A 12667-nucleotide genomic window follows, 5' to 3' on the forward strand; every position below is an offset into this window, starting at 1 on the left:
CACCCCCTACGACCCCACCCAACACCAAGCCCTCCAACGCCTCCTCAACCCCAACCAACACCAGGCGGCTTGACACAGGGCTTCTCTTGACGCACACCAGCCCGACCAGCACGATCACGCAGCCCGGGGACGCAACCACCTCCGCCTATGCCAAAGACGCAACCACCGCCTGCGCCACGGAAAACCCCTGGCGCTCGACCCGCTCGTCCCGTCCGCATGTACGACGAAGCCGCCGGGCTCCAGGTGGAGTCGGCGGCTTCGCGGTACGGCGTACAGGTCAGGCAGGAAGCGTGGTCTCGATCAGGGACGTGATCTCGTCCGACTCAGGGAGGGTTTGGGGGCGGAAGCGGGCTGCGACCGTGCCTTCGGGGGTCAGGAGGAACTTTTCGAAGTTCCACTGGACGTCGCCGGAGTTGCCTTCGGCGTCGGGGGTCTGGGTGAGCTCGGAGTAGAGGGGGTGGCGGTTGTCGCCGTTGACCTCGAGCTTGTCGAGCATCGGGAAGGTGACGCCGTAGGTGGTCGAGCAGAAGGTCTCGATCTCCTCGGCCGTTCCGGGCTCCTGGCCGCCGAACTGGTTGCAGGGCACGCCGAGCACGGTAAAGCCGCGGCTGGCGTAGCGCTTCTGCAGGTTCTCGAGGCCCTCGTACTGCGGGGTCAGGCCGCACTTGGAGGCGACGTTGACCACCAGGACGGCCTTGCCCTTGTAGTCGGACAGCGAGGTCTCCGCGCCGGACAGGGTGCGCAGCGGGATGTCGTACAGGCTCATGCAGATCCTTAGGAGGTAGGCAGACGGCGGGACAGGAAGGACTCGGTACGGCTCCACGCCAAGGCGGCGGCCTCTGGGTGGTGGAAGGCGGGCATCGGGTTGTCGAAGGCGTGGCCGGCACCGGGGTACCGGTAGATCTCGTTGTCGGGGCTGTCCACGGCCGCGACGATCTGGTCGACCGTGGCAGGGCTCAGGTAGTCGTCGGCGTCGCCGAAGTGGTGCAGGCTGACCGCGTCCACCTTCGGCGCGAGGTCCAGCAGGTTGGGCAGGGCGGAGCCGTAGTAGCTCACCAGGACGTCGGGCGAGGACGCGGCAGCGACGTTGAACCCCAGTCCTCCGCCGAAGCAGAACCCGACCACGCCGACAGCGGTCTCACGGCTGCGCAGGTAGTCCAGCGCCGCCACCGAGTCCGACACGGCCGCCGACCAGTCGAGCCGTCCCACGGCCTCAAGGGCGCGGTCGAACAGATCCGGGGCGTCCTCGTCCAGCGAGACGTCGTCCAGCCGCCAGTAGATCTCAGGCGCGACCACGTAGTAGCCGAGTGACGCCAGGTCCTCGGCCCGCTGCTTGATGTACTCCGAGACCCCGAAGATCTCCTGGAGCAGCAGCAGGCCCGGACCAGAGCCGCCGGCAGGTTCCCAGACGTGTGCCGGCATCAACCCCGTGCCGGTATCGATCTCCAAAGCCACAGAGTCGAGCCTACGTCGATCCGGCACCAGCAGTTACCTGGCGTCCACAGACTCCTTCCGGACTGTGCCGATGTCGGCCACAGGAGCAGGCTTGATGTCGGCCACAGGAGCAGGCTTGATGTCGGCAACAGGCGCCGGCATCCAGGCCTCGCACTCGGCGATCGCCGCGGTCAGCAGGTCGAACAGCCGCTCGTCCGGGTTCGACACGCAGGCCTGGGAGATGCCCTCGACCGCGCACGACACGGCTCGCGGCGCTGTCCGGCGGGCGAAGTCCGGCGTACCGCGGTGTGGTCGTGCGGTGAAGGCCCGGGCCCACTTGGTGGCCGCCGGGACCGAGTCCAGGGCTTCCTTGGACGCGGGCTCGAGGCTGTCGAAGGGACGGCCGTCCATCGCGGCCAGGTGCCGCTCCCCCACCAGCAGAGCCACAGCGAGGATGTACTGCCGCTCCTGTGACACAACTGGCAGCGCGTGCTGGATGCACACCGCCGTGACCCGCGGTACGACGTGCGGGTCGTCCGGGACCAGGCCGATCACCGAGGGGATCAGTGGAGCCAGCCGAGACCGGCCGGCGTCCGTCGTACAGTCGTTGACGTCGCGGGCCACGCCGGCCAGCAACTGGTGGGTGCAGGCCGGGTGATCCGACCACGGCTCGCCTGCCAGGTACGACGCGAACTCCATGAAGCAGGCGCCCTTGCGGGGATTCCGGTGTTTGCCCCGGGACAGAACCGGGACAGCGAGATCGAAATTGTTCATTGCGGCTCCAGAGAAGTCTCTCGTCCACTCAGCATGCGCCGGATCGCGCCGTGACGCCACGGGTTGCGGGAACTCGGCCCACCGCACCGGACCGAGTCCGCCGCCACAGGTCAGCGGGTCTGGTCGGTCGGCCGGATCAGGATCTCGTTGACGGCGACGTGATCGGGCTGGGTAAGCGCGTACAGAACTGCGCCGGCGATGTCCTCGGGCTGGAGGGTCCGCATGGACTCGGCCATGGTCTTGGCCATGGCCTGGATGGCGGGATCGGTGATGTGGCTGGCCAGCTCGGTCGAGACGAATCCAGGCTCGACGACGATGACGCGGACGCCCTGCGTAGTGACCTCCTGACGCAACGCCTCCGAGAAGGCGGTGATGCCGAACTTGGTGGCTGCGTACACGCCACTCGCGGCCGAGGACGCACGCCCCGAGGTCGAGGAGATCTGCACGACTGCGCCTTTGGACTCGAGTAGGTGCGGCAGCGCGGCATGGACCGCGTACATCGATCCGAGCAGGTTGGTCTCGACCATGCGCGTCCACTCCGTGGTGTCCGCGTCCAGGATCATGCCGCTGAGCATGACGCCTGCGTTGTTCACCAAGGCGTCGAGGGCGCCGAAACGCTCGATGGTCGCCGCGACCGCGTCCTGCACCGACTGCTGGTCGGTGACGTCCAGTTCGAGGACCAGTAGCTCGCTGGGAGCGTCCTCCGCCAGGGTCTTCAGCCGATCGGCCCGACGAGCCCCGACAGCCACCCGGGCCCCGGCCTCCGACAGGGCGAGCGCCGTGGCCTGACCGATGCCCGAGGACGCGCCGGTGACGAGAACGACCTTTCCTTCAAGGGTGTTGCTCACGTTCTTCCTTCCAGGAGTTCGATGAATCCAAAAGTGACCGATTGGTCATCTTCAGCGTACCACCTAACCTGACCGGCTGGTCATGTTAGGTGGTAGGCTTCACACCAGGGAGGAACGACAGATGAGCGAGAGGACAGCGACGCCAGGCCCGAGGGCGGACATGGTGCGCAACCGGCGCCTGCTGATCGGGGCTGCGACCGAGGCGTTCGCCGAGTGCGGAGTGGACGTATCGATGGGCGAGATCGCCCAGCGAGCCGGCGTCGCCAAAGGCACGGTGTTCCGGCATTTCGCCTCGAAGGAGGACCTGCTCGCGGCGATCACGCTGCAGTTGCTCGACCAGCTCATCGGCTCGGCAAACCGCCTGCTGGAGGCCGACGACGCAACCGAGGCGCTTCGGGAGTTCATGACCGCCGGCGTCGAGATGCTTGCTGCAGACCGCGCGTTCTGCGAGGTGGTCGGACGGCCGTCGCTGCAGAGTTCCGAGGTACGGAAGGCGATCGCACGCCTCGCCGACGTCGTAGAGGTACTCACGGCTCGGGCTCGTGAACAAGGCGCCATCCGCAGCGACATCACGGGAACGGACATCGTGCTGCTGCTCGGCGGCATCCACCAGACAGCGGCACCCGTGCTGGACACGCAGCCACAGATCTGGCGCCGGTACCTCGAACTGGCCTTCGACGGGCTCACCACCACCAACGCCCGAGAACTGCCGCATCGACCACCCGACCGCCTGCAACTCACCGACCCCCTGGGCTGACCTGATCTCCCGGTTGACCTGGACCTCCTGAGCTGACCTGATCTCTCGGGAGCTTGTGAGCAGTCGCACAGGCGCGCCGTCTTGGGGCGATGTGTTACCCACGGGTAGCATCGGGCTTGCTCCCAAGTCCTGGACCACAAGAGGAGGGCCTCGTGCCCCGTGAGATCCGCGATGTCGTGTTCGTCGACGGCGTTCGCACCCCGTTCGGCAAGGCCAAGGGCCAGTACGCCGAGACGCGCGCCGACGACCTGGTGATCAAGTGCATCCGTGAACTGCTGCGGCGGAACCCGTCGCTGCCCCCGGAGAAGGTGGACGAGGTCGCGATCGCGGCCACCACCCAGATCGGTGACCAGGGCCTGACCATCGGGCGGACCGCCGCCCTGCTGGCCGGTCTGCCGAACACCACCCCCGGCTACGCCATCGACCGGATGTGCGCGGGCGCCATGACCGCCGTCACCACCACCGCCGCCGGCATCGCGTTCGGCGCGTACGACGTGGTCGTGGCGGGCGGGGTCGAGCACATGGGCCGGCACCCGATGGGCGAGGGCGTCGACCCGAACCCGCGGATCATCTCCGAGAAGCTGGTGGACACCTCCGCGCTGGTGATGGGCTCGACCGCGGAGAACCTGCACGATCGGTTTCCCACCATCACCAAGCAGCGTGTGGATGCCTTCGCGGTCGCCTCCCAGGAGCGTGCCGCCAAGGCCTACGCGAACGACCTGATCCAGCCCGACCTGGTCCCGATCGCGACCCGTTCGGCTGAGCTCGGCTGGGGCTACGCGACCACCGACGAGCCGATGCGCCCGGGCACCACGATGGAGGACCTGGCCAAGCTGAAGACCCCGTTCCGCCCGCACGGTCGGGTGACGGCGGGCAACTCGGCCGGGATCAACGACGGCGCGACGGCGTGCCTGCTAACCTCCGCCGAGACGGCCGAGGAGCTCGGCCTGAAGCCGAAGATGAAGCTCGTCTCCTACAGCTTCGTCGGCGTCGAGCCCGAGGTGATGGGTATCGGCCCGGTCCCGGCGACCGAGAAGGCGCTGAAGCTGGCCGGCCTGACCATCGACGACATCCAGGCCTTCGAGGTGAACGAGGCGTTCGCGGTCCAGGTCCTGGCCTTCCTGGAGCACTACGGCATCGCCGACGACGACCCGCGCGTGAACCCGTACGGCGGCGCCATCGCGTACGGGCACCCGCTCGCCTCGTCCGGAGTACGGCTGATGAACCAACTGGCCAAGCAGTTCGAGCAGCGCCCCGACGTCCGCTACGGCCTGACCACGATGTGCGTCGGCCTCGGCATGGGCGGCACCGTGATCTGGGAGAACCCGAACTTCGAGGGGAACAAGGCATGAGTGACCTCCAGCAGCTGATCGATGCCGCTGTCGCGATCGAGACCGACGAGCTCGTCACGCTGGCGCCGAGCCGCGACGTGGTGCTGCCGAACAAGGCCGGCACGATGGCGCTGATCACCCTCGACAACGGGCATGACCACACCAAGCCGAACACCTTCGGGCCCAAGGGTCTGGCCGAGCTGAACAAGGCGATCGACGCGGCCCTGGCCCGCGAGGACGTCGTCGCCATCGGCGTCACCGGCAAGCCGTTCATCCTGGCCGCCGGCGCGGACCTGACCGGCGTACCGAAGCTGACCGATCGGGAGCAGGCGCTCGACCTGGGCCGGATCGGCCACGGCGTGATGCGCAAGCTACAGGACGGCGGCAAGCCTTCGTTCGCCTTCGTCAACGGTGTCGCGCTGGGCGGCGGTCTCGAGGTCGCGCTGCACGCGCAGTACCGGACCGTGTCGGTCGCGGCGGGGATGATCTCCACCCCCGAGGTCTTCCTCGGACTGATCCCGGGCTGGGGCGGCAACTTCCTGCTGCCGAACCTGATCGGCGCGGACAAGGCCGTCAAGGTCGTGGTGGAGAACGCCCTCAACCAGAACAAGATGCTCAGCGGCCCCGAGGCGGTGAAGTTCGGCATCGGCGACGTGCTGCTGGACTCCGCCGACTTCCTCGAGCAGTCGTTGCTGTGGGCGAGCAAGGTGCTGACGGGTGAGGTCACGGTCGAGCGGGCGGAGATCGACCGAAGCGACGCCTGGGACACAGCCGTTGCCCGAGGCAAGGGCTTTGCCGACCTCAAGGTGAGCGGCGCGGCGCCCGCGCCGTACCGGGCGCTGGAGCTGATCGCGGCGGCCAAGGACAGCGATCGCGATCGTGGGTTCGCGGCCGAGGACGAGGCGCTCGCCGATCTGATCATGAGCGAGGAGCTGCGCAGCGGCCTCTACGCCTTCGACCTGGTGAACAAGCGGGCCAAGCGTCCGGCCGGTGCGCCGGACAAGTCGCTCGCCCGCCCGGTCAGCAAGGTGGGCGTCGTCGGCGCCGGCCTGATGGCGGGCCAGCTCGCGCTGCTGTTCGTACGCCGCCTCGAGGTGCCCGTGGTGCTGACCGACCTCGACCAGGAGCGGGTGGATCGCGGCGTCGGCTACGTGCACGGCGAGATCGACAAGCTGCTCGGCAAGGGCCGGATCCGCCCAGACAAGGCAAACCAGCTGAAGGCGCTCGTCACCGGCTCGGTGGATCGCGCCGTCTTCGCGGACGCGGACGTCGTGATCGAGGCGGTGTTCGAGGAGCTCCAGCTGAAGAAGACGATCTTCGCCGACCTGGAGAAGATCGTCCGCCCGGACGCGATCCTGGCGACCAACACGTCCTCGCTGTCGATCACCGAGATGGCGGCCGACCTGGAACACCCTGAGCGCGTGGTCGGGTTCCACTTCTTCAACCCGGTCGCGGTGCTGCCGCTGCTGGAGGTCATCCGGGCCGACCAGACCGACGACGCGTCGCTGGCGACGGCGTTCGCGGTCGGCAAGACGCTGAAGAAGTCCTGTGTACTGGTCAAGGACGCCCCGGCTTTTGTGGTCAACCGGCTGCTCACTCGCTTCCTCGGCGAGGTCAGCGCCGCGGTGGACGAGGGTACGCCGATCCCGGCGGCCGACAAGGCGCTGTCGGCGCTCGGTCTGCCGATGCCGCCGTTCGTGCTGCTGCAGCTCGTCGGACTGCCGGTCGCGCTGCACGTCGCGGAGACGATGAACCGCGCCCACCCGGACCGGTTCGCGGTGTCCGAGAACCTCGCCAAGGTGGTTGCCGCAGGCAAGAGCTCGTTCTACGTCTGGAGCGCCGAGGGCAAGCCGTCGGTCGACCCCGAGGTCGAGGCGCTGGTGACCGTCGGGGACAAGCCGTCCACCGCCGAGGAGCTCCGCAGCCGGGTGCTCACCGCGCTGGCCGAGGAGATCCGGATCATGCTCGACGAGGGTGTCGTCGCGGAGGCGCAGGACATCGACCTCTGCCTGCTGCTCGGCGCCGGCTGGCCGTTCCACCTGGGCGGCATCACGCCGTACCTGGACCGCAGCGGCATCGCCGAGAAGGTCAACGGCCAGCGGTTCCTCCCCAAGGGCGTCGCCAGCCTCGCCTGACCAAGAACGTTCGCTGCCACCCATCCCGGCCCCGCTCCTCCTTCGCGACACTCGCGGAGGCGGGCGCGACCGGTCGGGTGACCCGTCGCTGTGGCGAGTGTCGTCGGAACGTCGACCGAGGGTGAGGTCTCCCGGCAGTGCGGGCGAGCGGCTGGATTAGTCCTTGAACTTCTTCACCGCGGCCGTTAGTTGGGCGGGAGTCTGGCCGGTGTGTTTTTTGATGATGGACGCGTACGTCGTTGGGCTGAGGTCGTGTAAGGCCAGGTCTGTGTAGAGGGCGGCCAGGCCCTTCTTGCCCAGCTTTGAGGCTAGGTATTCCGTGGCCCACCAGGCCTGGCCGTAGGAGCGGTCGCCGTTCTGGTCGAACTCGGCTTCGCCGGGCAGCACCTTCATCGAGGGCAGGTACTTCGTCCGGACGGTCCTGCGGTATGGGTCGATGGTCCAGTGGGGGTCGTCCTCGATCGCGTGGCTGCGGACGTATTCCGCGACACCTTCCACCAGCCAGATCGGGGTGCGGATCCCGATCGGCACGGTCGCCACGTGCGTCATCTCGTGCACCAGCAGGTCTTCCTCGAGGTCCTTGCGGACGGCCGGGTTGACCACGATCCGGCTGCCGACCGGGGCCACCGTCTTGAGCCCGAGCGGCTCGCCGTCGTACAGGGTGACCGCCTTCGCGGCGATCGTCCAGCCGGCTCCGGTGCCGGCGGTCCAGACTGTCGACAGCACCCGCGGCTCGGACATCGCGACCACCATGACGGCACCGTTCCACGGCCGCGGCCAGTGCCGGCGTACGCCCTCGACCGCGTCCTCGGAGACCTGCGCGATCTTCTGGCCGAGGGCGGCCTCGCGCTTGTCGACCACCACGACCACCTTGTCCTTGCGGACGACGGCGATCTCCTGGTAATCCCACGGCTGGCGGTGGCCGTCCTCGCTGAGCGTTTCGTCGATCGCGTCGTCCGCGACCAGGATCCACCGGCCGGCACGCTGGACGAAGGTGTAGCCGAGGTCGGTCTGCACCGGCTTCGGGTCGAGCCCGGTCAGCCGGTACCGCATCATCACCCGGGTCGAATACGTGGTCGGGCCGAACTTGGCCACCTGTGCCGGCGCCTCGCGCTCGTCGGCGACGAAGTACCGCAGGCTGGCGAACTGGAACTTCCGCAGGTTGGTGAACAGCAGCTTCTGCCTGGCCAGCAGCTTCGGCTGCTTGGGGTCGACCGCGACCAGGAAGCTCTTGAGGTCCCCCTTCACGACCGCCGTCGAACGCTGCCCCAGGATCGCGTCGAGCTGATGCTTGCGAACCGCCGGGTCCACTCCTGGTTTCCGGGCCGCGACCGCAGTACCGCCCGGCGCGACGCCCTGGTCAGATCTGTCCGCCACGACGAAGCCCGCGGTACCGACCAGCGCAAGCGCCGCAACTCCCGCCAGCAGCCGCCCCCGCTGGTTCACCATGTCCCGCACCCCTCGCCCGCCCCAGTCCAGCCGCTCGGATCCTACTCCAGCAAACCCTTCGACCGGCGCCACCCGGCTCTGCCAGGCTCTCCCCGTGACCAACCAGCCGACCCAGGAGCCGACCAGCGAGCCGATCGACGGACCCACGCCGTACGACGAACTGAACCGGCTGCTGGTGGAACTCACCGGAACCGCCCGGGAGATCCTCGGCGACAACTTCGCCGGGGCCTATCTGCAGGGCTCGTTCGCGCTCGGTGATGCCGATCTGCAGAGCGACTGCGACTTCCTGATCCCCGTGCATCGCCCGATCTCGGCGGACCAGGAGGCGGCTCTGCGCGCACTGCACGACGAGATCCCCACCAGGGAAGGCTTCTGGACACAGCATCTGGAGGGCTCGTACCCCGTGCTCGGCGAGCTGCGCACACTCGACGGGCTCGGGCGCGACTGGCTGTACATCGACCACGGCTGGCGGCAGATGCAGTGGTCGACCCACTGCAACACCGAGGTCGTCCGCTGGACCCTGCGCGAGTACGGCGTGACGCTGGCCGGGCCGGATCCGCGGAAACTGGTCGAGGTGGTGCCCGCCGAAGCCCTGCGCGAGCGGATGCGCGCCGACATCCCGCGGTTGCTCACGGACCTGGCGACCTGGATCTCCATCGAGATGGCCTGGGGGCAGCGGTACGCGGTGACGACGCTGTGCCGGATGCTCTACACGCTCGACACCGGCCGGGTGTGCTCGAAGAAGGCCGCGCTGCGCTGGGCCGCCGACGCCCTCGATCCCCGCTGGTCCGGGTTGTGCCTGCGGACGCTGGAAGGCCGCGCCCTCGGGTTCGATCCCGAGGACGCGGCCGAGCCGGCGGCCGTCGCCGAGACGATCGCCCTCGCGGAGTACGCGACGGCGATCGCCCGGCGGTCCGCGGGAGGGCGCTAGGCCCTGGTGCTCTCGCCGGTGCGTTCCGTCTCGCCCACCCGGCTCTTCCGATTGCCGTAGAGCGCGTAGACGATGAAGCCGAGCACCATCCAGATCGCGAACCGCAGCCAGGTCTCGATCGACAGGTTCAGCATCAGGTAGACGCAGATCACCGCGGACAGGATCGGGATCACCGGGTTGCCCGGCACCGTGAACGACCGCTGGATGTCCGGCCGGCGCTTGCGCAGCAGCGGCACCGCGATCGACACCAGGGTGAACGCGGCCAGCGTGCCGATGTTCACCATCTCCTCGAGCTTGCCGATCGGGGTCAGCCCGGCGACGATCGCCACCACCAGCCCGATACCGAGGGTCAGCCGGTACGGCGTACCGAACTTCGGGTGCGTCTTGCCGAGCTTGGACGGCATCAGGTGGTCGCGGCTCATCGCGAAGACGACGCGCGCGGCGCCGATCATCAAGGTGAGCACCACCGTGGTCAGACCCGCCACGGCACCCGCCGAGATCAGCGTCGCGAAGCCCGGCCTGCCGACCGAGCGGAACGCCTCCGCCAGCGCGGCCTCGCTGCTGATGTCCTTGTAGTTGACCATGCCGGTGATCACGATGCAGACCAGCACATACAGCACGGTGCAGATCGCCAGCGAGCCGAGGATGCCGCGCGGCAGGTCGCGCTGCGGGTTCTTGGCCTCCTCGGCCGTGGTCGCGACCACGTCGAACCCGATGAACGCGAAGAACACCAGCGAGGCGCCCGAGACCAGGCCCATCAGACCGAAGGTCGACGGGGTGAACCCGAACATCGCCTGGAACAACGGCGTCGTGATGGTGACGTCGCCGCTCTCGGCCGGCACGCTCGGCGGAATGAACGGGGTGAGGTTCTCCCCCTTGACGTAGAACAGGCCGGCGACGATCACGAAGAGCACCACGAACAACTTGACCGCGACCAGCACCAGGTTGACCCGCAGCGACTCCTTGATGCCGATCGTGGCCAGGATCGTCAGCACGATGATCAGCAGCATCGCCAGCACGTTGACGTTACTGTCCGGGCCGATCGAGTCCGGCCAGCCGAGACCGATCTCCTCCAGGAACAACGCCGCGTAGGTGGACCAGCCCTGCGCCACCACGCTTGCCCCGAGCATCAGCTCGAGCAGCAGGTCCCAGCCGATGATCCAGGCGAAGATCTCACCGAGGGAGAAGTAGGAGAACGTGTACGCCGAACCGGAGACCGGCACGGTCGAGGAGAACTCGGCGTAGCAGAGCGCGGCCAGTCCGCAGCAGATCGCGGCGAGCACGAACGACAGCGCGATGCTCGGGCCGGCGTAGGCCTGGGCCGCCCGGCCGGTCAGCGTGAAGATGCCGGCGCCGATGATGACGCCGATGCCGAAAACCGTCAGATCGAGGGCGGTCAGCCGCTTCTTGAGCTGGTACTCCGGTTCGTCGGTGTCCGCGATCGACTGCTCGATCGTCTTCTTCCGCAACAGACTCATCTGCACGCCTCCTCGAACTCGGACGGATCTAACCGAGCCTGCCCCTCTGACAGGGCGAGGTCAAACCGCCACTCAGCGTTGCGGTTCGTACTCCTTGAGATACATCCACAGCGACGCCTCGTTGAAACCGGTCCGGGTCAGCAGGATCCGGTCCCGGGACGCCTGGTCGGTGCCGTGCCGGGCGAGGTCCTCGTACAACTCCTCGACCGCGGGCAGTCCCAGCCGGCTGACCAGGAAGCGAACGGCCAGCCAGCTCACGCCGTACACGTCGGCGGTGTTCTGGTAGAAGCCGGCGTCCGACGGCAGCGCCAGCAACGCCGGCAGCGCGTCGTCGATGATCTCCTGCTCCCACTTGCCGACCTCGCCGGGCCCGCTGATCGCCTCGATCCCCCGCCAGGACACGTACTCCGCGGCGCCCTCCGCCAGCCAGAGCGGCTCGTACCCGCCGAGGTCCGCCGTGGCCACGTGGGTGATCTCGTGCGACAGCAGGATCTCGTCGACCCGGTCGCGCTCCTTGGGGTTGATCACGATGTATGCGCCGGCCACGGTGCCGTCGGCGGTGTCCTGGCCCGGCAGCGAGGAGAAGGTCGATCCGGCGCTCGCCGCCGACTCCACGTCCTCGTCGCTGAACCGGGCGTCGCGCACCTCGGTCTCGTCGAGCGCGGCGATCAGGACCGAACCCCGCCAGCGCCGCGGCCAGTACGCGGAGACCTCGGTGAGCGCTTCGGTGGCCTCGGCAACGATCGTCCGGCCGCGCTGGGTGTCACCCTTCTCGACCAGCACGAGCACCCGCGGGCCGCGGTGCACCTCGATCCGGCCGAGATCCCAGGCCTCCTGGTGAGCGCCGGGGCCGAGGTCCTTGTCGAGGTCGTCGTCATCGGCCAGGATCCACCGGCCGCCGCGGCTGACGTAGGTGTAGCCGAGCTCGGTGGTCACCGGGGTCAGGTCGACGTTGGTGATCTGGTAGCGCATCAGCACCCGGACCAGGTACGTCGAGGGGCCGTGCTCGCGCGCCGCGGCGGCGTCGAACCGCTCCTCGGCCTGGCTGTAGCCGATCTCCTGGAAGCCGATCTCGACCAGGTTCGCGAACAGCACCTTCTGGGCCTGCCGCAGTTTCGCGTTCGCCGGGTCGACGTCCTGCAGGAACAACCGCTCGTCGACGGTCCGGACCGCCTTGGCGCGGCGCAGCAGGATGGTGTCGATGGCGACCCGCCGGGCTGCGATCGCGGCGGCAGTCTTCGAGGGCGGCTTGGTGCCCTGGTTCGGCCGGGTGGTCGGCGGAGTGACGGTTGCCGTGGGCCGGCTGCGGGCATCATCCTGCCTCTGCTCGACCGCGTAGGCGACACCACCGGTCACCAAGGCCACGGCAACAACCAGGCCCAGCCAGCGGCGGGGCCCGTGGGGCGGGGCGCCAGCGCCGGGCGGGGCGGCGCTGGGTGGTGTCACACTCACGTCGGGTCGATTCCTCCGGTCCGCCCGTCTGTCACAGCCCGGCTACCCTACTCGCTTATGTGAGATCCACCACCGACA

At 68.5% G+C, this 12667-nt stretch carries 11 protein-coding genes; 4 read left to right on the forward strand and 7 right to left on the reverse strand.

The window, feature by feature from the left end; genetic code table 11:
- Positions 1-277 precede the first annotated feature (277 nt).
- The 4 genes from EV648_RS03920 to EV648_RS03935 form a co-directional block, all read right to left on the reverse strand.
- On the reverse strand, positions 278-766 hold the full coding sequence (locus tag EV648_RS03920) for a glutathione peroxidase (protein ID WP_132285127.1): 489 nt from the start codon (positions 764-766) through the stop codon (positions 278-280).
- 8 nt (positions 767-774) lie between these two features.
- Positions 775-1455: a dienelactone hydrolase family protein gene (locus EV648_RS03925; RefSeq protein WP_132285129.1), complete on the reverse strand. Its 681-nt coding sequence runs from the start codon at positions 1453-1455 to the stop codon at positions 775-777.
- 33 nt (positions 1456-1488) lie between these two features.
- On the reverse strand, positions 1489-2208 hold the full coding sequence (locus EV648_RS03930) for a hypothetical protein (RefSeq protein WP_132285131.1): 720 nt from the start codon (positions 2206-2208) through the stop codon (positions 1489-1491).
- Between the two features lie 110 nt (positions 2209-2318).
- Positions 2319-3056, reverse strand: a complete 738-nt coding sequence (locus tag EV648_RS03935) for an SDR family NAD(P)-dependent oxidoreductase (protein ID WP_132285133.1) — start codon at positions 3054-3056, stop codon at positions 2319-2321.
- A 121-nt stretch (positions 3057-3177) separates the two neighbouring features.
- Here EV648_RS03935 and EV648_RS03940 point away from each other — a divergent pair, with 121 nt between their 5' ends.
- The 3 genes from EV648_RS03940 to EV648_RS03950 all read left to right on the forward strand — a co-directional run bounded on the left by EV648_RS03940 (position 3178) and on the right by EV648_RS03950 (position 7279).
- Positions 3178-3813 carry a TetR/AcrR family transcriptional regulator gene (locus tag EV648_RS03940; RefSeq protein ID WP_158293891.1) on the forward strand — a complete coding sequence of 212 codons (636 nt, stop codon included), beginning with the start codon at positions 3178-3180 and terminating at the stop codon, positions 3811-3813.
- 152 nt (positions 3814-3965) lie between these two features.
- The gene (locus EV648_RS03945; protein WP_132285137.1) at positions 3966-5165 is read left to right on the forward strand and encodes an acetyl-CoA C-acyltransferase; all 1200 of its coding nucleotides are present in this window, start codon (positions 3966-3968) and stop codon (positions 5163-5165) included.
- A complete protein-coding gene (locus EV648_RS03950) occupies positions 5162-7279 on the forward strand; it encodes a 3-hydroxyacyl-CoA dehydrogenase NAD-binding domain-containing protein (protein ID WP_132285139.1) in 2118 nt (705 codons plus the stop codon). The genes EV648_RS03945 and EV648_RS03950 overlap by 4 nt, the downstream gene beginning before the upstream one ends.
- Positions 7280-7435: 156 nt before the next feature.
- Here the strand turns inward: EV648_RS03950 and EV648_RS03955 are convergent, their stop codons facing one another.
- The gene (locus EV648_RS03955) at positions 7436-8728 is read right to left on the reverse strand and encodes a hypothetical protein (protein WP_132285141.1); all 1293 of its coding nucleotides are present in this window, start codon (positions 8726-8728) and stop codon (positions 7436-7438) included.
- 94 nt (positions 8729-8822) lie between these two features.
- On the opposite strand from EV648_RS03955, the gene EV648_RS03960 reads away from it, so the two are divergent.
- On the forward strand, positions 8823-9659 hold the full coding sequence (locus EV648_RS03960; protein WP_241994873.1) for an aminoglycoside adenylyltransferase domain-containing protein: 837 nt from the start codon (positions 8823-8825) through the stop codon (positions 9657-9659).
- On the opposite strand, the gene EV648_RS03965 is transcribed toward EV648_RS03960, so the two are convergent.
- Together EV648_RS03965 and EV648_RS03970 are read right to left on the reverse strand one after the other, a co-directional pair.
- Positions 9656-11137: an APC family permease gene (locus tag EV648_RS03965; protein ID WP_132285145.1), complete on the reverse strand. Its 1482-nt coding sequence runs from the start codon at positions 11135-11137 to the stop codon at positions 9656-9658. The genes EV648_RS03960 and EV648_RS03965 overlap by 4 nt on opposite strands.
- A 72-nt stretch (positions 11138-11209) precedes the next feature.
- Positions 11210-12502 (reverse strand): hypothetical protein, encoded by a 1293-nt coding sequence (locus EV648_RS03970; protein WP_132285147.1) that lies wholly within the window; start codon positions 12500-12502, stop codon positions 11210-11212.
- Positions 12503-12667 lie beyond the last annotated feature (165 nt).

Source organism: Kribbella sp. VKM Ac-2568 (genome assembly GCF_004345365.1).
GTDB lineage: Bacteria > Actinomycetota > Actinomycetes > Propionibacteriales > Kribbellaceae > Kribbella > Kribbella orskensis.